Source organism: Roseivirga sp. E12 (assembly GCF_017592825.1).
Classification (GTDB): domain Bacteria; phylum Bacteroidota; class Bacteroidia; order Cytophagales; family Cyclobacteriaceae; genus Roseivirga.
The window spans coordinates 300,058-321,023 of sequence record NZ_JAGFMD010000003.1; the positions used below are offsets into that span (position 1 = coordinate 300,058).

The window sequence follows — 20,966 nt, forward strand, 5'->3', positions numbered from 1 at the left end:
TTTTTTAATTATCGCTTGAAAGAATAATGTCCTATGATTTTGTAAGAAAATAAACAGTCAGATAGCTCCTGTCCATTACCAATGTTGTGAGAAATCAAGTATCTCTCATTATCATTGGATTTTTTGTTTACCACAATTCCAATATGCGTAGTACCACCTCCCAAGTTCCAACATACAATGTCCCCTGGTTTATAATCTTCTGGTTTTGAAGAAATGGCTTTAACAGTGCCATGTCGCTCAAAAAACTTCATCAGATTGGGTACTCGTCTATGGTCAATGTTTTTATCAGTCCTACTGAGACCCCATAGTTTCGGATACTCATTGAAATGAGCGGCCATATCCTCATGAACTTCCTTCTGAAGGTCAATGGCCAATTGTCTATAGGCCCTAATAATAACATCAGTACAAACACCTTTGTCTTTGGGTACATCACCATTTGGGTAGGCTATTGAAAAGTAGCTAGGGTCATATGTTACAGCGTCACTGGTCAATGCGATTGCGGCATCTGAAAGCTTCTGTGTAAAGCTTTCTTGCCCCAATAAACCTATCGGAATAAAGAACAATATGAGTATGGCTTTCTGCAATCTTATGATTCCTTTTTTAAGTCCTGTGCCCAATTGAACCTATCGGTTGGTGCGAATTTCCATGGAGAGAAACTCGTCTCAATATTTTGAAACATCCCATTCCATGAAGCAGGAGCTGCCGATTCTTCCATTGAAACGTACCGTCTCATTTCTAAGATGATTGATAATGGGTCAATATTGATTGGACAAGCTTCCACACAAGCATTACAGCTGGTGCAAGCATTAATTTCTTCCTTGATAATAAAATCACCTAGTAATGACTTACCGTCTTCTAAACCCTTGCCTCCTTTAGCCAGGCTAGCCCCAACTTCCTCGGCACGGTCTCTCGTAGCCATCATGATTTTACGTGGGGATAGTTTTTTGCCGGTCATGTTAGCTGGGCATTGAGAAGTACAACGGCCACACTCGGTACATGAATAGGCATTCATAATGTTCACCCAACTTAAGTCGTTGACATCCTTCGCTCCGAATCTTGCTATTTCAGCAGGAGGCTCATTGACTCCCTCTGTCGGCATACCCAGCATCATCTTGACTTCATTGGTAACAACAGGCATGTTTTCAATTTTGCCTTTCTGCTCCAAGTTTGAATACCATGTATTGGGGAAGGCCATTGCAATGTGCAAATGCTTAGAGTAAGTCACGTAGATGGCGAAGCCTAGAATACCTATTATATGGAACCACCAAGCAAAACGCTCGACAAAAATCAATGTCGAAACACTCATTCCTTCAAAGAGTGGAATGAGAAAACTGCTAAAGAAGAAAGTTCCGGTTTGAGCATAGTGATCATCCTGACCTTGAATCAGCGAATCCGTGGCATTCATGGTTAGGATTGCAAACATCAAGATGATTTCAATCACCAAGATCAGGTTGGCATCCAGTGTAGGCCATTTACGCATTTCTTCACCAGAAAAGCGCTTGACTTTCATCACATTTCTACGAATCAGGAAGGCAAAACAAGAGAAGAGGACAGCTACAGATAGAAATTCGAATATGTTAATCAAAACTGTATAAAAGTCGCCCAGGTAGGGGGCAAAAATTCGATGTGTACCTGCCAACCCATCAATCACAAATTCTAAAACCTCAAGGTTGATAACCAAAAAACCAGTGTAAATCAATAAGTGAAGAAACGCTGGTACAATGCGCTTGAACATCTTTTGTTGACCAAATGCTACCAACAGCATTGTTTTCCATCTTTCATAGGTATTATCGGTTCTACCTGCAGGTTTTCCTAAGAAGATATTCTTCCGTATTTGGGTAATGCGTTTATAAAGAAAAAACGATGCGGTGGCAACAATAATTAGAAATGCTATTTGAGGCAGAAACTCCATATTATACGCTAGTAAGTGTTGGTCTTATTCCTAGTTTTGAATTTATCAAAAATGTTTTGCACGGTTTAACTTTTTATATACTTTTGTGCTCCATTTCAGGGTGCTGTAGCTCAGTTGGTAGAGCATCGGACTGAAAATCCGTGAGTCGGTGGTTCGAATCCACTCAGCACCACATCAAAGGCCTCTCTTTTCGAGAGGCTTTTTTTGTTATTGGATATTGAAATCGTTTGCATAAGCCTTGCTAATATAAGGATGAAACATAAAATAGTATGCATGCATACTATTTATTTTAACCAAAGAACCTCTTTTTCAGTCAGAAATCGCCATTTACCTCTTGGGAGATCTTTTTTGGTAAGCGAGCCGTAAACCACACGATCAAGTTTTGTAACAGTATAGCCAAGGTGCTCAAACAGCCTCCTTACCACACGGTTCTTACCCAGATGGAGCTCAATTCCTATTGTAGAATTATCTCCATCTACTATAGCTAGATCATCCACGAAAACCTTTTCATCATCTAAAGTGATACCATCCAGTATACTCTCAAAATCACTCTTGGTAATGGGCTTATTCAAGCCGACCTGATAGATTTTTTTGATTTGATGCTTGGGTTGAGTGAGCTTCTTCGAAAGTTGGCCATCATTGGTAAAAAGGAGAAGCCCGGTGGTAGATCGATCAAGACGGCCCACTGGAAAAATTTGCTCAGGGCAAGCTTTGGCTACCAGTTCCATGACTGTTTTGCGCCCATCTGGGTCCGTGGTGGTGCTTAAAAAGCCCTTTGGCTTATTTAGCAATATATAGACTTGCTTCTCGGGCTTGAGTACATTTTTTTCGTGAACCACAACCTGTCCTGGTTGTACTTTGAACCCAAGCTCCTTAATCACCTCGCCATCGACAGTGATTTCTCCTTTTTCAATGAGTTTATCGGCTTCACGCCTTGAACAAACGCCCGAATTAGCGATGTATTTATTCAGCCTAATGGCCTCTGTTTGTTCTTTTGGTTGTTGAAGTGACTTATGATTGTACTCAGGCTTCTTGCTCACCTTAGCACTACTTCGCTTCTTCTTGGGGTTGAAATTCTTCTTTGCCATATGAGATGGAGTATCCCTACTCGATTTCGACAAAGGTAGCTAATTAATCAGGGCTTGTAGTCTCCCCTTGTTGATCAGGAGATCCTATTTCGTTATCTGGTGTCGCGAAGTCTTTGGGGGTGGGTAAGTCCTTAAGATCGTTGATTCCAAAATAGTCCATAAACATATCCGAGGTGCCGTAAAGCAAGGGCCTTCCTACGTTTTCAGATTTCCCTTTAATCTCGATGAGTTCTTTTTCTAGAAGTTTTTGAACAGAGTAGTCACAATTCACTCCTCGAATTTGTTCAATCTCTGATTTAGTGGTGGGTTGTTTATAGGCAATAATGGAGAGAGTCTCTAATGCCGAAGTCGAAAGCCGCTTTTTAGATTGTTGCTTTAACAGAATGCCAATACTGGCCTGATAAGATGGCTTCGTCAGAAACTGATACCCACCACCACTTTTGATCAATTCAAATGAAAAAGTATCGGCACTGAATTTCTCCGTCAATTGCTCTATGGCTTTCTCAATATCCTTTTCAGGAACATCAGCCTCAAACATTTCTGAAAGACAGGCTTTTAATTCAATAAGTCTGATAGGTTTTTGCGCACAGAATATTAGTGCTTCAATATGCTGAGCTAGAAAATCCACTACTTTCTTTGGGAAAGTTTAGCGGCAATAGAATGCATTGTATGTGGTACGGCCTTCAGTCTTTCCTTAGATATTAATTTGCCGGTATCAATGCAGATGCCATATGTGCCATTTTTAATTCGAATGAGCGCGTTTTCCAAGTTGTTGATAAACTTTTGTTGTCTAGCCGCTAACTGATTCAGATTTTCTTTCTCCATGGTGTCGGCACCATCTTCTAATACTTTAGTAGAGTTGTTTGTGATGTCGTCACCAGTATCACCACTTTTAGTTAAACTGCGTTTTAATTCTGTTAACTCAACTTTTGCTTTATCAATTTTTTCAAGGATAAGTGCCTCAAATTCTTGAAGCTCATTCTCAGAATATCGTGTCTTCTCCGCAGTACTCATATGATTTCGATTTGATTAGTTGAGAAAAAAATTTGCGCTAAAATAAGGCTGCGCTAGTCATTTGCAAAGTAATAAGATGTTTTTTGATTGTATTACTATCCGAACGTTCGTTTGGTAAAAAACACTTTACTAGGCAAAGATATTCTGAGTACACGGATTTTTGCGAAACGTGTTCATTTAAAAAAGAAAAGACCCCAATGGGGTCTTTTAAATCTTAGTAGTTGATGTTCATTAATTGCATTCTTTTGGTCAGTGCTGATGCCTCAATGCTCACTCGATATCGCATCCGCATATATCGAGCAATGACATCAACTTTCCGACCTCTTCGCAAGTAACGGTCAACAGTTTCATTAATTAAGCAATTCATTTCAGTAGTCTCTTAGATTGTAGTTGTGGTCTTAACCATAATATAGCCAAGAATGTTTTAATTTTGGTAACGTTTGCGCAACAATTGTAACCTAGGTTGCCAAATATGTTCGAATTAATTTGGTAACCAGAAAATCTTGTAGACAAACCGTGGACATTCGCTAAAAAAATGTTCCAATCGCAACCTTGCTTCGTGAATATCTAATGGCTCCCTGGGGTGATATGATTTCTATTAAAACCATGTAGTATCCAACACGCGCTTTCTTTAATTGGTCGGTGGTACCATCCCAAGTGAGGAAGCCTTCACGACCCGCAATTATATTTTGCCCTAGTGCTTTGATTTTTTTTCCATTTGAATCAATAATGCTGACATTAAGGGTATTCCCAAGACTTTTGAAAGCGTAATTTATTGTAGTGAAATTATTTCCTCGTGATGATTCTGGCGCGAAAGTGAGTGGTGATACCTTGATTTCTCCCGACTGTGAGATTGATGGGTGTGACTGAGAGTTTTCATATCCAGGTGTCGCAGAAAACTCTGTTGAGGAAGCTGAAAACCAATTTTCTGGGTCATTGGATTGTGAGGTATAGCGAATTCTTTCAAGCGAAACGCCCTTGCTATCTGTGATAAGTGGAGAATGATAATCTTCACTGTAGGAGAATTCATCGATCTTAAGCTGCTTAGAATTTAGCAAAGTGACTGTTCCCGTATCTGAGGGTAGACTAGGCATAGCCGTTAATTCTATAAATGAGTCTGATCTGGCATTTGGATATTGTGCTTTTAATACTCTTGAATCATCAGAAACCGTATAGAACTGTCTTGGTGCTATGAAGAAGTTATCCATAGTGATTATGCGAGTGTTAGTATTTCCCTGAAGCTTCCAGTTCTTAAGGTTAATATACTTCGCTGAATTATTGTAAATCTCTACAAATCGAACTCCACCTGATCTTGGATTGAATAAGATTTCGTTGACAATGACATCTTGGGGAGCGGCTTGTCCAGAGACGACTAATTCGATTGAGCTGTCGTTTTGGCCAATGAGGTTTCCGCTACAATCGGTGAGATTACTAGCATAGATAGTATAGACAGTGTTTTCAGTAAGGTCATCTAAGCTTGTGAGCTGAATTGTCTTTCCATCTTCATTTACGATCGCAGCAATAAAGCTTAACCCATAGTTTCCAGTAAAACGGGTAGGCTCAATTGTCGAAGGGTTGAGCTTCTCGTTAAAGTGTAGCATGATAGTAGAAGGATCAATGGTCACAGCCTTCAAGAGTTTAGGCCCTACCATATCAGGGTTTTCCCCTTGGACAGAATTGGGTTGGCCAGGAGAGCCTCCCATTGAACTGGTGGAGGCTGTCCAATTGGTTTCTTCCAGACATGGAAAATTAGGGTCTATCATCTCGAGTGAAAAGCCACCCACTGCTTTCGATGAGGATCGATACCAAGTATCTGAATAGCTAACAGAATGAACGGTGCTGCCGATTGTGTTAAAAATAGATAGCTGATCTTCGCTATTGTTTAGACTTACCCAATTGCTTACACCTAAAACCGATCCAATGCTTTCAAATTCTTGAGTAGCGCTATTCGCTGTCAATATGAGATATTGATCGGGCCAAAGAGCGAAATCTTCTAAGGTGGTGGAGTTATTGGCATCAGCCAGAATTGTTCCTGCCATCTGAAGAATCCTGTCTGACCGGTTGTAGACTTCAATGTATTCGGCCTCGGGCAAACCTTGAGAGGGGGTGGGTGATGCCATGATTTCAGTGATGATCACATCATTTGGAGCTGGAGTCGCCCCAATATAGAAGTCATATGTGGATTCTGGTAAAAGGTTTCCTGAGCAATCTCTCAAATTCGAAAGCCGGATGTTATGCAACAAGCCTTCTATTGGCTTCCCGGACAAATGGATTTCGACTTCAGTCCCAAGACTGTTGGACACATAGAGTTCCTTGATGGAGTTTCCCTGAGAAAGAGCAAAGTTGTTTTCTCTTAGTGTGCTTAGCTCCATGGCTTCATTGAAGCTGAACAGAAGTGTGGTATCATTTGCCAGGCGAAACTCAATGACCTGAGGACTGACAATGTCTGGAATAGGGTTGTAAATAGAGTTTTCCTCACCCGGAGAGCCTCCTAATTTGTCAATGGAGCTACTCCAATTGTGAGAACCAATACAAGATGGGTTTGGGTTGACTAACTCAATAGACCAGCCACCATCGGATTTGTCCAGGTCATTGTACCATGATTTGTCATAAGTCAAGCTGTCGACTAAATATCCGAGATTGTCATAGAGTACTATTCGTTCCCCATTATTACTCAGACTGTTCCAAGATGAGACGCCAACGGTGTTTCCAAATACCTCAAACTTCTCTACGTTATTTCGGGCCGTCAGGATAACATAGTCCTTTGGCATTAACACAAGTTCGCCTATAGTACCCCCTGTGAGTTGAAACCCGGTAATATCAATGGCACTGAGTGTGTTATTGTATAGTTCAACATATTCATCTCGGCTGTCATTTGGAAGCACTGTGGGATTTGGTTCATGATCGCCTGAAGGATCGGCAAAAATCTCATTGATCAAGATCTGTCTTGGAAGGGTAGGCGTATCATTTTTGAATTCCGTTTTGATGTTTTCAGCGATTGCATTACCACTTAGATTAACGACATCATTGATGGCGAGCGTGTAAGTATTGTTAACAAGCGATCGATTGAGTTTCAGGTTGGCAATGCTATCAAAAAGACTAATGAAGATGGGTTTTACATCAAAGTCGAAGGCATAACTATCCAACATTTGAGCCCTACTAACATCTACTTTCTGATTGAAAGTAAGTTCGATCTCCGTTGGAGTAATGACCAATAGATTGGATACTTCTAATGGTAAATAATCAAAATTTTGCGTTAAATCCTTTGCTATGGCCAAACCAGATTTGTCTCTGATTCCATTAATAACCAGTTCGTAAGATTCCTTTCGGAGTTCCGTTGGTAGAGTAAGTAAAACCTGATTATGGAACTGACTATCGAGTCTTGCTCTTATGGGGCCTCCAATGCCTGATGAGATAATGTAATGGTCTGATACTTCGGCTAAAGAATCCGCTAGATTCAGGTTAAATTCTAGAAGGAGTGAACGCTTGTCAAGGACCCTAATATCCTGTATTTGTAAAGGCTCGATAAAGGTAAAATCACCCACAAATGATCCTGCTGGAACATTTGCGGACAAGGCCTTAAGACCTGTGGCGCTGATTTGGTAGGTGCTGTTCTCAAGTGAAGAAGTTGATAGTGTGACAGTGGTAGAACTCGACAGCACCACATCATGTATGATTATACCATTGTTAATAGAATAGTTTTTGACTTGCTGAACGGATGATTCCTCAAGGGGTTGATTAAAGACTATTTTGACAGAATTCTTAGAGTTCGTTTCAATTGAGACAATTTCCAATGGAAGGATCTGACTTTCAATGGTAAGGTCATCCAAAACTAATTCAGCCGATGAACCGGACCCATTGCCTCTTTCAGCCACCAGCTTCACTCTTACCTGCTCTTTTCCGCTGGCTTCAAACGGCAATTCATAAGTGTAACGGGAATATGATGTGGAGTCGTTGTTTGGGAAAGTCTTTTCATTACCGATTTGAATGCTTGAAGAATAATTGAGGCCTCCGTCAATAGACGTTGAAATTGACAGCAATACAGGCCTACTGCTAGAGGATGAGCCATTTTTCTTAGAGAAGGCATAGAACGAGATTTTGGGATTATTGATTTTCCTTAGGTCTAAAGAGATTTCAATGGTGCCATTGAAACTAGAAGTGGGAATTATATTAAGAGATTGATTACCTGTTCGAGGGTCACTTCCTACAAAGATTCTATTCCTCGTGCCGATCGTATTGCCGAGCCAATTCGGAATAAAGTCGATATTTGAGCCAATTTTGAATGCTTGTTCGAAACTTTCTGTATATGGAAAACTGTTCACCTGACTTAGCAGTATATTTGTGCAAAGCAAGCAAAGGGTGCTCAGTATAAATTTCATGTAAATTTATTATTACTTTAATATAATGAATTTGCATTATACTGTCTAATAAATGATTTAGAGATAAATAGAGAAAAATGAAAATTGCCGTTGTTGGAGCAACAGGACTGGTAGGAGGAGAGATTTTAGAAGTCTTAGACGAAAGAAATGTTCAATTTGATGAGCTGTATTTGGTAGCTTCTGCCAGATCAGCAGGTATAAAGAAGACATTTAAGGGCAAGGAGTATACAGTTATTACCATGGAGGAGGCTCTGGCTCTTGCACCTGACTTTGCGATATTTTCTGCAGGAGGAAGTACCTCGCTGGAATGGGCACCAAAGTTTGCGGCTGTTGGAACCGTAGTTGTTGACAACTCATCAGCATGGCGCATGAGCCCTGAGCATAAACTAATTGTTCCAGAGATAAATGCGGATCAACTAACAGCTGATGACAAGATCATCGCGAACCCGAATTGCTCTACTATTCAAATGGTTGTGGCCTTGGAACCACTTCGTCAGCAATACGGAATTAAAAGAATTGTGGTATCTACTTATCAGTCAGTTACTGGCTCTGGTAAGGCTGCTGTTGATCAATTGATGAACGAGCGGAGTGGTGAAGGCGGAGACATGTGTTATCCTCACAAAATTGATATGAATGCGCTGCCACATATCGATGTCTTCCAAGACAATGGTTATACCAAAGAGGAAATGAAGATGATCAACGAAACAAAGAAAATCTTCAGTGATGACTCTATTGCCATTACGACAACAACTGTCCGTATCCCTACCATTGGAGGGCATTCTGAGGCAATTAACGTAGAGTTTAAGAAAGACTTTGAGTTGAATAGTGTGAGACAGATTCTGAGCGATACAGAGGGAATAATTATTCAGGATGATCCAAGCCAGAATTTATATCCAATGCCTTTGACAGCGCATAAGAAAGATGAAGTCTTTGTAGGAAGACTAAGAAGAGACGAAAGTCAAGCCAATACTTTGAATATGTGGGTGGTGGCAGATAACCTTCGTAAAGGTGCGGCTACTAATGCTGTTCAAATTGTTGAATATTTGCAGAAGCAAATGCAAACCGTTTGATCTCAACGCTTACCAAACCAGAAATCCAAGAGTTTATAAAGGATCATCTCTATGATGACCCTGCTTCGCTAATGCTTAAAGCCAATCAATATCCAGATTGGCCCATGAGGCTGATTGTCGAGCAGATACAATCTAGGCGTAAGGCCAAAATTAAACTACCCTCATGGTTTAAAAGGGAGGAGATAATTTATCCTCCCATGTTGTCAATGGAGCAATGCTCCTCTGAACTCACAGCCCTATTTAAAGCCAACCTCATCCCTGATGGGGAAAGCATGGTAGACCTTACTGGTGGTTTTGGTGTTGATTTTGCTTTTTTATCAAGCAGATTTTTGACCAATCATTATGTGGAAAGACAAGAGGTCTTGGTGAGCAAAGCACAGCACAACTTTGGACGACTGGGCCTCTCTGGTGTGCAAATTCACCACATGGATTCTGAACATTTTCTTGCGGAAGAAATCAGATGTGATTTGATTTATTTAGATCCTGCAAGACGAGGTGATCATAATGAGAAAGTGGTGAGACTTGAAGACTGTGAGCCTAATGTGATTGATCTCTTGCCGAAGCTCTTGTCAAAGTCGAAGCGAGTGATGCTCAAAACATCTCCATTGCTAGATATAAAGGGGGCTGTCCGTCAATTACAATCTGTGGAATCGGTCCACATAGTAGCGGTATCAAATGAAGTTAAAGAACTCATCTTCTTACTCAGTGAAAACGCAGATATTCGACCCAAAATCTACTGTGTCAACATAAAAGACAAGGATACGGAGAGCTTTGAATTCACCTTCGAGCAGGAGGAAACAAACACTGTGAACTTCAGCCAAGTTCAAGACTTCTTATATGAACCGAATGCTTCCATTTTAAAGGCAGGCGCGTTCAAGACTATCGGTAACTCATTTGGGCTAAGCAAGCTTGAAGTTAATTCTCACCTGTATACTTCTTTAGAACTTATTGAAGGTTTTCCGGGCAGAGCCTTTCGAGTGATTGATAAAATCTCATTGAATAAGAAAGTGCTTAAACGATACTTTCCGGAAATGAAGGCCAATATTACGACTCGAAACTTTCAAATGACGGTAGCTCAAATCAGGCAGAAGAGTGGATTGAAAGAAGGAGGTAATCAATACTTGTTTGGCACAACCGACCAAGCAGGACGTCAGTTGATTTTATGCGAGAAAATAGATCGTTAACAGAATCAATAACGGGATTCCATAATACTGTAAGACTAAAAGTCGGTTCTGTTTGCTCATCCACCAGAGTGCGCGCCATGGACTAATTAGTCCGAGTAGAAGCCCCGAGATATTTAGTCCTAATACAATCAATAAGATATTTTCCATAAAAAAACCCCGACTCAAAAAGTCAGGGTTCAATATATCGATTTAGAACTTTTATAAAGTTCTCTTCACTTCTTGTATTTCGAATCCTTCGATCACGTCACCAATTTTAATGTCGTTGAAGCTCTTAATACTCAGTCCACATTCGTAACCTGACTTAACTTCGTTTACATCATCCTTGAAACGTTTCAATTGTCCGATATCTCCAGTATAAGCTACAATACCATCTCTGATCAATCGGATCTGATTGTTTCGTTTCACAAAACCATCAGTCACGTAACAACCGGCAACTGTACCAACTTTGGAAATCTTAAAGACTTCACGAACTTCGATGTTACCAGTGATAACCTCTTTCTCAGTTGGTTCGAGTAGACCTTCCATCGCATCCTTGAGCTCATTAATGGCGTCATAGATGATGGAGTATAGCCTGATCTCGATTTCTTCGGTTTCAGCAATCTTTCTTGCCCCTCCCGAAGGTCTTACCTGGAATCCAATGATAATTGCATCTGAGGCAGTCGCTAATAACACATCAGATTCTGAAATCTGACCTACTGCCTTATGAATAATATTCACTTGAACTTCTTCTGTAGAGAGTTTCAGTAAAGAATCACTCAAGGCTTCAACGGAACCATCCACATCGCCTTTTACGATAACATTAAGTTCCTTAAAGTTTCCTACTGCAAGACGTCTACCAATTTCATCAAGTGTGATGTGTTTCTTGGTACGAACGCTTTGTTCACGAAGTATCTGCTCACGCTTAGTGGCTATTTCTCTAGCCTCGCGATCGGTATCCATTACGTTAAAACGATCACCCGCTTGAGGAGCTCCATCCAACCCAAGCATTTGAACTGGAGTGGCCGGTCCTACTACTTCAAGTCTGTTTCCTCTATGATCGTACATGGCTTTCACCTTGCCGAAATGAGATCCTGCTAAAACAACATCTCCAATCTTCATTGTACCACCTTGAACCATTACTGTCGATAGGTATCCTCTTCCCTTATCAAGAGAGGCTTCAATTACAGTACCAACAGCGTTTTTATCAGGGTTAGCTTTAAGCTCAAGAAGTTCAGCTTCAAGTAATACCTTTTCTAATAGTTCATCAACGCCTTGTCCCGTTTTTGCAGAAACTTCCTGGCATTGATATTTACCTCCCCAATCCTCAACAAGGATATTCATTTGAGAAAGTTCCTCTTTGATTTTATCAGAGTTGGCGTTTGGCTTATCAATTTTGTTAATCGCAATTACGATTGGCACCTCAGCAACCTGAGCGTGATTAATGGCCTCTTTAGTCTGAGGCATCACGTTATCGTCCGCTGCGACCACGATAATTACAACATCAGTGATTTTCGCTCCACGAGCACGCATTGCTGTAAAGGCTTCGTGACCCGGTGTATCAAGGAAGGCAATTTTCTTGTTATCCTTCGTCATTACATCATAAGCACCTATATGTTGGGTAATACCCCCAGCTTCACCAGCTGTTACATTGGCATCTCGGATGTAATCGAGCAGTGATGTCTTACCATGATCAACATGACCCATGATGGTCACAATTGGTGCTCTGTCCAATAAATCTTCTTCCTGATCTTCTTCCTCTACTACGTCTACATCGTCATCTGCAGAAGTAAATTGAACATCGTATCCGAATTCATCAGAAATAATGGTTATCGCTTCAGCATCAAGCCTCTGGTTAATGGAGACGAACATGCCCAATGACATACAAGTAGAAATAACTTCATTCACAGATACATTCATCAAACTCGCCAGATCACTTGCTGAGATAAACTCAGTGACCTTTAGTGTTTTGCTTTCTTCCTGCTCCTGAAGCATTTTTTCTTCAGCCGCCTCAGCCGCTGCAGAACGTTTTTCTTTTCTGTACTTGGAACGGCTCTTGCCTCCACCTTTGCCACCACCACTCAATCGTGCTAGTGTTTCTTTGATCTGCTCCTGAATCTGCTTATCAGTAAGTTCTTCCTTAGGAACTCTATTTCTGTTCGCACTGCCACCGCGTTGGCCACCTCTTTGTTGACCACCGCCACCACCGCTTGGAGAAGCTCCTTTGTTAGCACGTTCGAACTTAGACTGAATACGTTTTCTCGGTCTTTTAGAATCTCCACCCTGATTTTTCTTGTCTTCAGGTTTAGTCTTCTTTGGAGGGTCAGGTAATTTAATTTTACCAACAACCTTCAAACCTCTTAAGGAATCTGCTTTTGCTTCTATAACCTTCTCAGGTGTTGCAGCCTCTTCAGCTGGTTTTTCTTCAGCTTTTGGTTCGCTTGCCTTAGGCTTTTCTTCTACTTTAGGCTTTGACTCCTCTTTTTTCTTGTTCTTATCAAGATCAATCTTACCTAAGATTTTTAAACCAGATTTTTCTTGAACAGGCTCTTCTGCTTTCTTTGGAGCTTCCTCTTTTGGTTTTTCTTCCTCAACAGGGGCTTCTACTTTAGGCTCTTCTTTTACCGGAGCTTCAACTACGGGCTCGACAGGTTTAGGCTCTTCTTTCGGAGCTTCTACCTCAGGGGCTACTTCTTCTTTTTTAGGTTCCTCTACTGGAGGAGCACTAGGAGTAACTGGAGCCAACTCTTCAACGTGTTTGGTGCCAATAGTAAGATGAGACGCTTCCTCTTTTTCAGAGGCAGACGCAGCAAACTCCTTGGCAAGCAAATCATACTGCTCACCATTAATTTTGGCATTGGGGCTGCTGTCAACTGAGTGGCCCTTGGCTGATAGAAAGTCCACGATGGTATTTCTACCTACGTTCAGCTTTCTCGAAACCTGGCTCAGTCTCATCATTTTTTCTTCTGACATACTCAAATATCCCTTTTTTTCAGGTTTTAATAAAATCTATTATTTCTCGAATTCCTTTTTAAGGATTTCGAACAAGAACTTAACAGTTTCTTCTTCTAATTCAGTTCTTCTAACGATATCTTCTGGAGCCAGCATCAACACACTTTTTGCAGTATCAAGACCGATACGCTTAAGTTCATCAATGATCCAGCTATCAATTTCATCCGCAAACTCGTCCAAATCGACATCTTCTTCTTCATATTCAGAAAGCTCTCTGAATACATCGATTTCAAGGCCAACTAGCTTTGATGCCAGCTTAATGTTTTGCCCACCCTTTCCGATGGCCAAAGAAACCTGATCTGGTTTCAAGTAAACTGATACACGTCCGTCCTCATCCAAAATTTTCATACTTGAAATTTTGGCTGGGCTAAGTGCTCTTGAAATATACAGTTCCATGTTATCAGTAAAATTGATAACATCAATATTCTCGTTTTGCAATTCACGAACGATACTATGAATTCGCGAGCCTTTCATACCTACACATGCACCAACTGGATCGATTCTGTCATCATAAGACTCGACAGCCACTTTGGCTCTTTCTCCTGGTTCACGAACCACTTTCTTAATAGTAATAAGACCGTCAAACACCTCAGGAACTTCACTTTCGAAAAGTCTTTCAAGGAATTGACCAGAAGTTCTCGAAAGGATAATTTTCGGACTACCGTTAACCATATCTACACGATCAACAATTGCCCTAACTGATTCGCCTTTTCTGAATCTATCCTTAGAGATCTGCTCATTTCTAGGAATTGCAAGCTCATTGCCCTCATTATCCACTAAGAGAACCTCACGACTCAAGATTTGATATACTTCTGCTGAGATAATCTCGCCAACAAGGTCTTTATACTTTTGATAAAGAATATCTTTTTCCAAGTCTTTGATCCTCTGAATCAAAGTCTGACGAGCAGTCATTACCGCTCTTCTTCCGAAATCAATTAGTTTGATCTCTTCAGCTACTTCTTCACCAATTTCAAAATCTTGCTCGATCTTACGGGCATCTGTTAAACAGATTTTGTCATGGTCCCAAATGTCTTCAGAGTTATCGTCAACAATTTCTCGGAATCTCCAAATCTCTAAATCACCTTTATCGGCATTTATTACAATATCAAAGTTATCGTCAACTTCGAATTTCTTTCTGATCATGGTTCTGAAAACATCTTCCAGAATCCTAATCATTGTAGGTCGGTCTACGTTCTTGCTTTTTGCAAACTCTGCAAATGACTCGATTAATACTACACTGTCCATTTTCTCTAGTTAAATGACACGATCACGTTTGCTTTTTCTATTGTATTGAAAGGAATAGATGCTTTTTCAAGTATCACCTTCTTCTTTTCAGTTGTCTCTTTTTCAATATCTAATGCTTCTTTGGAAAGACCCTCTAGTTTTCCTTGAACCATTGTTCCATCGGTCAACCTGATTTTCAACTTTCTGCCTACATTTTTGGCAAATTGTCTTTCAGAAGCTAATGGATGTTCAAGTCCAGGCGAAGAGACTTCCAGAACAAAGGCATCTTGAATTAAATCTCTTTCTTCAATCTGATGCGACACTTGTCTGCTCAGTGAGGCGCAATCATCAATAGTAACACCATTATCACCATCTAGCAGAATCAAATGCTTTGTTCTCCCTGTGACCCCTTTAGATATTACATCAACAATAAAATAGCTCTCATCCTTTAAAAAGGATTCTGCAAGGGCTTTTATTTCTGATGTTATGTCCATAGTTGCACAAAGAAAGAGGGGACTTAAAGGTCCCCTCTGGTATATTTCCAAATAAGTTCTGCAAAAATAGCTGTTTTTTATTTCTTATCAAATATGAATGTGATTCCAATTTTATGGAAAAAGGCTCTTATTTTTAGGCTAGAACTATATCTCATGCGATTTAAGAATTCACTAGTCTTTCTCACTTTGGTCACTTTAGTTTTCTCGTGCGGAGGAAACGATAGTTCCAAAGGTAATTCGAATGTGCCTGCTGCGTTGAAACCAGCCCCAACCGTCAATGCAGATTCTGTATACACGTTTGTTCAAAAGCAGGTTGATTTTGGGCCGAGGGTTCCTAATACGCAAGCACATCGTGAGGCTTCAAAGTGGTTTAAGGAGAAGTTCGAGAGCTATGGTGCCAGTGTAATCATGCAAAACTTTACAGAGTACATCTATGATGGCACTAAGGCGGAACTTACCAATGTGATTGCTTCCTTCAATCCAGAAAAGAAAAAGAGAATCTTATTGGCAGCCCACTGGGATACACGTCCCTTTGCAGACCGTGATGCGGATGATACTTATGCAGCTATTGATGGAGCTAATGATGGTGGCAGTGGTGTTGGTGTTTTACTCGAGGTAGCGCGTTTACTGAGTGAAAATCAAGCACCGAATGTTGGTGTGGACATTATCTTGTTTGATGGAGAAGATTGGGGAGAACACTTTCAAGAGGGAAGCAAACCTCTTCCTGACGGAAAAGATGTCTGGTGGTGTTTGGGATCTCAGTACTGGAGTAAAAACAAGCATAAATCAGGCTACACTGCTTATTATGGGATTCTCTTAGACATGGTAGGCGCACCGAATGCAACTTTCCTCTATGATTCTGTTTCTCGTGAGAATGCAGGTAGAACCCTTGATAAAGTTTGGGGTATCGCAGGCCAACTGGGATATGGAACCATGTTCAAGAAGCAAAATGGCTTTGAGGGAATTATAGACGATCACGTCTATGTGAATAATATTGCCAGAATTCCGATGATCGATATAATTGATTATCGAGAAAACACAGGTTCATTTACCCCGGCATGGCATACAGCAGATGACAATATGGAGAATATTAGCAAAGAGACACTTTCAGCAGTGACCTCTGTTCTGATGAGTGTTCTTTATAATGAGTAGTTAGTCCATGACTAACTTTCTGAGATATTTACCGTAACCAGATTTTTCAAGAGGTTTGGCAATCTCTATGAGCTGCTCTTTCGATATGTAATTCATTCGATAGGCAATTTCCTCAATACAAGAAATTTTGATTCCCTGCCTTTCTTCAAGGATTTGAACGAACTGTGCGGCTTGTATGAGTGAATCGATAGTGCCGGTGTCTAACCATGCGGTGCCTCTGTCCATGGGGCTTACTTTGAGTTCACCCATTTCCAAATAAGCCTTATTGATATCAGTGATTTCTAACTCCCCTCTTGGGCTTGGCTCAAGGTTTTTCGCTATTTCCACCACTCGGTTATCGTAGAAATACAGGCCAGGAACGGCCCAATTGGATTTCGGTTTAGAGGGTTTTTCTTCAATGCTTAAGGCCTTCATTTCATCATCAAAATCGACAACTCCATAACGCTCGGGATCATTAACTCTATAAGCATAGATAACTCCACCATCAGGATCTGTATTACTTTGTAAAAGCCTTGGCAAACCGGAACCGTAGAAAATGTTATCACCCAAAACTAAAGCGACTTTATCATCTCCAATGAACTCCTCACCAATGATAAAAGCTTGTGCAAGACCCTCTGGATTCGGTTGTTCTGCATAACTGAAAGAACATCCAATTCGACTTCCATCTCCTAATAACTGTTTGAAAAGAGGTAAATCGTGAGGGGTAGAAATAATGAGAATCTCTCGAATATCCGCAAGCATCAGGATGGATAGCGGGTAGTAGATCATCGGCTTGTCATAAACAGGCATGAGCTGCTTGCTGATAGCAATAGTTAAAGGATGAAGCCTCGTGCCGGATCCTCCTGCTAAGATAATTCCTTTCATGCCTTGTATTGTTTGTCGTAATAATCTTGATAAGAACCTGAGGTAACATGTTCCAGCCACTCGGTATTTTCAAGATACCAATCTACTGTTTTTTCTAGTCCTTCTTCAAATTGAAGTGAAGGTTCCCAACCTAAGTCATTCTTTATCTTATTTGCATCAATGGCGTAACGCATATCATGGCCAGCCCGATCTTTTACAAAGGTGATCAGTTCCTTAGACTTGTCCTTTGGCCTCCCGAGCTTTCGATCCATGATGTCACAGAGCAGTCTAACAATGTCTATGTTCTTCCACTCGTTGAATCCACCAACGTTGTAAGTGCTTCCAATTATTCCTTTATGATAGATGTCATCTATCGCTCTGGCATGGTCAACTACAAACAACCAATCTCTAATATTTTCGCCCTTTCCATAGATGGGGAGTGGTTTGTTGTGTTTAATGTTGTTGATGCAGAGGGGTAGTAGTTTTTCAGGAAACTGATTTGGGCCATAGTTATTTGAGCAATTAGAAATGACCACTGGTAGTTTATAAGTATTCGCATAAGCTCTTACAAAATGATCTGAACTTGCCTTAGAGGCAGAATACGGAGATTGTGGATCATAAGGGGTGTCTTCTAAAAAGAAGCCTTCACTTCCTAGTGAACCATATACCTCATCAGTGGAGACATGGTAGAATCTTTTTCCATCCATATCTTCTTTCCAGGCGGCATTAGCGCTATTCAACAAGTTGACCGTACCTAACACGTTTGTGTTTACAAAGGCTAAAGGGTCAGCAATAGACCTGTCTACGTGAGATTCGGCAGCTAGGTGGATTACACCTTCAAACTGATACTTGATAAAAAGATCGTCAATGAATGGTGCATCACAGATATCACCTTTTACAAAAGTATAGTTATCCTTGTCGTGAATGTCTTCTAGGTTTTCTAGGTTGCCTGCATAGGTCAACTTGTCCAAATTCACGATTTGGTAGTCGTGGTATTTATTGACAAATAGCCTTACCACATGATTACCTATGAATCCGGCTCCTCCGGTTATCAGTATACTTTTCATGTTTCGATTTTACTCAAAGCTAAAATTAAGGTTTCCCACTGAAAGCGACATTCGCCCACTGTTTATTTTAATGGGATAAGTTGTTCGAATTTTGGGTTAACCATTCTACCTAACAAACGTTTGTTTGGAAATGTAATTTGACTAATTTTCGACAAACTATAATAGGAATGGATTTTGAGATGAATGAAAACCAATCGATGATCGCAGATATGATCAAAGACTTTGGTGAGAAAGAGATAACGCCATTTAGAAATCAATGGGATGATGATCAGGAGTTCCCTGTTCATATCTTCAAAAAGTTTGGTGAACTAGGTCTGATGGGTGTTTTGGTACCACAAGAGTATGGAGGCTCGGGTTTTGGGTATCACGAATACATCACTGCTGTATCTGAGGTAGCTAAGTTAGATCCAGGGATAGGTCTATCGGTTGCCGCACACAATTCTCTTTGCACGGGGCATATTTTGCAGTTCGGGACTGAAGCTCAAAAGCAGAAGTGGTTACCAAAGTTAGCCTCTGCCGAATGGATTGGAGCTTGGGGTTTAACTGAGCCAAATACAGGTTCTGATGCTGGCAATATGCGAACAACCGCTAAAAAGGATGGTAATGATTGGGTAATCAATGGAACAAAGAATTGGATTACGCATGGTAAATCTGGTGATGTTGCGGTTGTGATTGTAAGAACTGGAGAAGTTGGCGACTCACATGGGATGACGGCCTTTGTTGTAGAAAGAGGAACTGCAGGGTTCAAAGCTGGGAAGAAAGAAGATAAACTCGGAATGAGGTCTTCGGAAACAGCAGAGATGATTTTTGAGGACTGCCGAGTTCCAGAAGAAAATATGTTGGGTAATGTTGGGGAAGGCTTCGTTCAGGCAATGAAAGTTTTGGATGGCGGAAGAATTTCTATTGCGGCTCTTAGTTTAGGTATTGCGGAAGGTGCTTTTAATGAGGCATTGAAATACGCTCAAGAAAGAGAGCAGTTCAATCAACCCATCTTTAATTTTCAGGGAATCTCCTTCAAACTGGCAGATATGGCTACCAAACTCGAGGCAGCTAAGCTCCTCACACATCAGGCGGCCCAATTAAAGAATGAGGGTAAACCAATGACTAAGGAATCTGCTATGGCCAAATATCATGCTTCCGAATGTGCGGTTGAATGTGCAACCGAAGCCGTTCAGATATTTGGTGGGTATGGTTATACGAAGGATTATCCAGTGGAAAAGTACTATCGTGATTCTAAACTCTGTACAATCGGAGAAGGCACTTCTGAAATTCAGAAACTAGTGATCGCTAGACAAATTTTAAGATAAACTTAAAACGCTTATTCTTTCTTTCTCAGATAGTTATTGTATTTCCGAAAAGGTTGTACCTTTGCCGTCCGAATTGAGAGGAGGTGTTTAATATATTATGATCATCATTAATGTAAAAGAAAACGAGTCTATTGATAAAGCCCTTAAGCGTTTCAAGAAGAAATTCGAGAAAACTGGAGTCTTAAAAGAGCTTAGATCTAGAACTGCGTACGAAAAGCCTTCTGTCAGTCGAAGAACTGAAAAGATTAAGGCGGCATACAAGCAAAAGATGTACGCCAAAGATAACTACTAAGGCATTCTTATTTTGCCTTTAAATTGCTATGTTAGTACTGTGTGTAATACGCAGTGCTAGCATGGTAAATTCATTCCTGAAATACATATCATTCGAGAAACGTTACAGCAAGCACACTGTTAGTTCCTATCAAAGCGATCTCGATCAATTTCAAACATTTATTCGCGTAAATTTTCAAGCAAGTGAGTTGGCAGATGCTACTCAGTTGATGATTCGTTCGTGGGTCTTATCACTAATGGATGATTCTCTATCGTCCAGAACTGTGAATCGTAAAATTGCTAGCCTAAGATCCTTCTTCAAATATCTATTGAAGCGGGAAGTAATTACCAAAGATCCAACTTCAAAAATTCGATCGCTTAAAACGAGCAAAGAGCTACCCAGCTTTGCTGATGAACAAGAGTTTTCGGCTTTCCTTGACAATATTCGTTTTCCTGACTCCTTCGAAGGAAAAAGAGATCAAGTGATATTGGAGATGCTTTATGGGACTGGGATAAGACTTGCCGAATTACTTGGATTGAAGGCTTTAGACATTAATCAGAACCAGTCTACTATCAAGGTGCTTGGCAAGAGAAATAAAGAAAGGATAATTCCTATCTCCCAATCTTTGTTGGAAATCGTAAATGTTTACATTCATGAGAAAAATCATGAGTTTTCTCACGACCAAAATTCATTTTTGATCGTAAACAAGGATGGAGGGCAGGCATATCCGATGTTGGTATATAGAACGGTTAAGAAGTATTTAAATGAAGTATCGTCATTAGATAAGAAAAGCCCCCATGCGCTTAGACATACGTTTGCGACACACCTACTAAATAAAGGAGCCGATTTAAATGCCGTGAAGGACTTGCTCGGTCATAGTAGTTTGGCCGCAACACAAGTGTATACACACAATTCATTAGAGAAATTGAAGTCTGTTTTCGATCAGGCTCATCCAAAAGCATAAGTTTAACCC

General features: G+C 40.6%; 18 protein-coding genes and 1 tRNA gene. 7 read left to right on the forward strand and 12 right to left on the reverse strand.

Annotation, left to right across the window (positions count from 1 at the left end; genetic code table 11):
- Positions 1 to 8: 8 nt before the first annotated feature.
- Entirely contained in the window at positions 9 to 584 is a 576-nt protein-coding gene (locus tag J4E76_RS10660; RefSeq protein WP_208503985.1) for a DUF1287 domain-containing protein, read from the reverse strand.
- A 2-nt stretch (positions 585 to 586) separates the two neighbouring features.
- Positions 587 to 1,912 carry a 4Fe-4S dicluster domain-containing protein gene (locus J4E76_RS10665; RefSeq protein ID WP_208503987.1) on the reverse strand — a complete coding sequence of 442 codons (1,326 nt, stop codon included), beginning with the start codon at positions 1,910 to 1,912 and terminating at the stop codon, positions 587 to 589.
- Positions 1,913 to 2,011: 99 nt separating this feature from the next.
- Here J4E76_RS10665 and J4E76_RS10670 point away from each other — a divergent pair.
- Positions 2,012 to 2,084 (forward strand) — tRNA-Phe (locus J4E76_RS10670).
- A 112-nt stretch (positions 2,085 to 2,196) separates the two neighbouring features.
- Here J4E76_RS10670 and J4E76_RS10675 read toward each other — a convergent pair.
- From J4E76_RS10675 to J4E76_RS10695, 5 genes are all read right to left on the reverse strand, one after another.
- Complete coding sequence (locus J4E76_RS10675) at positions 2,197 to 3,000, reverse strand: pseudouridine synthase (protein WP_208503989.1); 804 nt, start codon at positions 2,998 to 3,000, stop codon at positions 2,197 to 2,199.
- 43 nt (positions 3,001 to 3,043) lie between these two features.
- Positions 3,044 to 3,628, reverse strand: coding sequence for an SMC-Scp complex subunit ScpB (scpB, locus tag J4E76_RS10680; protein ID WP_208503991.1), 585 nt, complete (start codon positions 3,626 to 3,628; stop codon positions 3,044 to 3,046).
- Positions 3,628 to 4,014 carry a TraR/DksA C4-type zinc finger protein gene (locus tag J4E76_RS10685; protein WP_208503993.1) on the reverse strand — a complete coding sequence of 129 codons (387 nt, stop codon included), beginning with the start codon at positions 4,012 to 4,014 and terminating at the stop codon, positions 3,628 to 3,630. Before J4E76_RS10685 ends, scpB begins: the two co-directional genes overlap by 1 nt.
- Before the next feature lie 214 nt (positions 4,015 to 4,228).
- Positions 4,229 to 4,381 (reverse strand): hypothetical protein, encoded by a 153-nt coding sequence (locus J4E76_RS10690; protein WP_208503995.1) that lies wholly within the window; start codon positions 4,379 to 4,381, stop codon positions 4,229 to 4,231.
- Positions 4,382 to 4,541: 160 nt separating this feature from the next.
- The gene (locus J4E76_RS10695) at positions 4,542 to 8,393 is read right to left on the reverse strand and encodes a lamin tail domain-containing protein (RefSeq protein WP_208503997.1); all 3,852 of its coding nucleotides are present in this window, start codon (positions 8,391 to 8,393) and stop codon (positions 4,542 to 4,544) included.
- A 77-nt stretch (positions 8,394 to 8,470) separates the two neighbouring features.
- Between J4E76_RS10695 and J4E76_RS10700 the strand changes: the two genes are divergently transcribed.
- On the forward strand, positions 8,471 to 9,463 hold the full coding sequence (locus tag J4E76_RS10700; RefSeq protein ID WP_208503999.1) for an aspartate-semialdehyde dehydrogenase: 993 nt from the start codon (positions 8,471 to 8,473) through the stop codon (positions 9,461 to 9,463).
- A complete protein-coding gene (locus J4E76_RS10705; protein WP_208504001.1) occupies positions 9,460 to 10,647 on the forward strand; it encodes a hypothetical protein in 1,188 nt (395 codons plus the stop codon). The genes J4E76_RS10700 and J4E76_RS10705 overlap by 4 nt, the downstream gene beginning before the upstream one ends.
- A 198-nt stretch (positions 10,648 to 10,845) precedes the next feature.
- On the opposite strand, the gene infB is transcribed toward J4E76_RS10705, so the two are convergent.
- The 3 genes from infB to rimP are packed head-to-tail and all read right to left on the reverse strand — an operon-like array spanning position 10,846 to position 15,353.
- Positions 10,846 to 13,596, reverse strand: a complete 2,751-nt coding sequence (gene infB, locus J4E76_RS10710; RefSeq protein WP_208504003.1) for a translation initiation factor IF-2 — start codon at positions 13,594 to 13,596, stop codon at positions 10,846 to 10,848.
- 39 nt (positions 13,597 to 13,635) lie between these two features.
- A complete protein-coding gene (gene nusA / locus J4E76_RS10715) occupies positions 13,636 to 14,880 on the reverse strand; it encodes a transcription termination factor NusA (protein WP_208504005.1) in 1,245 nt (414 codons plus the stop codon).
- 5 nt (positions 14,881 to 14,885) lie between these two features.
- Positions 14,886 to 15,353 (reverse strand): ribosome maturation factor RimP, encoded by a 468-nt coding sequence (rimP, locus tag J4E76_RS10720; protein WP_208504006.1) that lies wholly within the window; start codon positions 15,351 to 15,353, stop codon positions 14,886 to 14,888.
- A 153-nt stretch (positions 15,354 to 15,506) separates the two neighbouring features.
- Between rimP and J4E76_RS10725 the strand changes: the two genes are divergently transcribed.
- Complete coding sequence (locus tag J4E76_RS10725) at positions 15,507 to 16,505, forward strand: M28 family peptidase (RefSeq protein WP_208504007.1); 999 nt, start codon at positions 15,507 to 15,509, stop codon at positions 16,503 to 16,505.
- Here the strand turns inward: J4E76_RS10725 and rfbA are convergent, their stop codons facing one another.
- Both rfbA and rfbB read right to left on the reverse strand, forming a co-directional pair.
- The gene (gene rfbA / locus J4E76_RS10730; RefSeq protein WP_208504009.1) at positions 16,506 to 17,369 is read right to left on the reverse strand and encodes a glucose-1-phosphate thymidylyltransferase RfbA; all 864 of its coding nucleotides are present in this window, start codon (positions 17,367 to 17,369) and stop codon (positions 16,506 to 16,508) included.
- Positions 17,366 to 18,415 (reverse strand): dTDP-glucose 4,6-dehydratase, encoded by a 1,050-nt coding sequence (gene rfbB / locus J4E76_RS10735; RefSeq protein WP_208504011.1) that lies wholly within the window; start codon positions 18,413 to 18,415, stop codon positions 17,366 to 17,368. The genes rfbA and rfbB overlap by 4 nt, the downstream gene beginning before the upstream one ends.
- Positions 18,416 to 18,582: 167 nt before the next feature.
- Here rfbB and J4E76_RS10740 point away from each other — a divergent pair, with 167 nt between their 5' ends.
- The 3 genes from J4E76_RS10740 to J4E76_RS10750 all read left to right on the forward strand — a co-directional run bounded on the left by J4E76_RS10740 (position 18,583) and on the right by J4E76_RS10750 (position 20,957).
- Positions 18,583 to 19,722 carry an acyl-CoA dehydrogenase gene (locus tag J4E76_RS10740; RefSeq protein WP_208504013.1) on the forward strand — a complete coding sequence of 380 codons (1,140 nt, stop codon included), beginning with the start codon at positions 18,583 to 18,585 and terminating at the stop codon, positions 19,720 to 19,722.
- 97 nt (positions 19,723 to 19,819) lie between these two features.
- Positions 19,820 to 20,014, forward strand: a complete 195-nt coding sequence (rpsU, locus tag J4E76_RS10745) for a 30S ribosomal protein S21 (RefSeq protein ID WP_208504015.1) — start codon at positions 19,820 to 19,822, stop codon at positions 20,012 to 20,014.
- A gap of 61 nt (positions 20,015 to 20,075) precedes the next feature.
- Positions 20,076 to 20,957 (forward strand): tyrosine-type recombinase/integrase, encoded by an 882-nt coding sequence (locus tag J4E76_RS10750; protein WP_208504017.1) that lies wholly within the window; start codon positions 20,076 to 20,078, stop codon positions 20,955 to 20,957.
- The last annotated feature ends 9 nt before the right edge of the window (positions 20,958 to 20,966 follow it).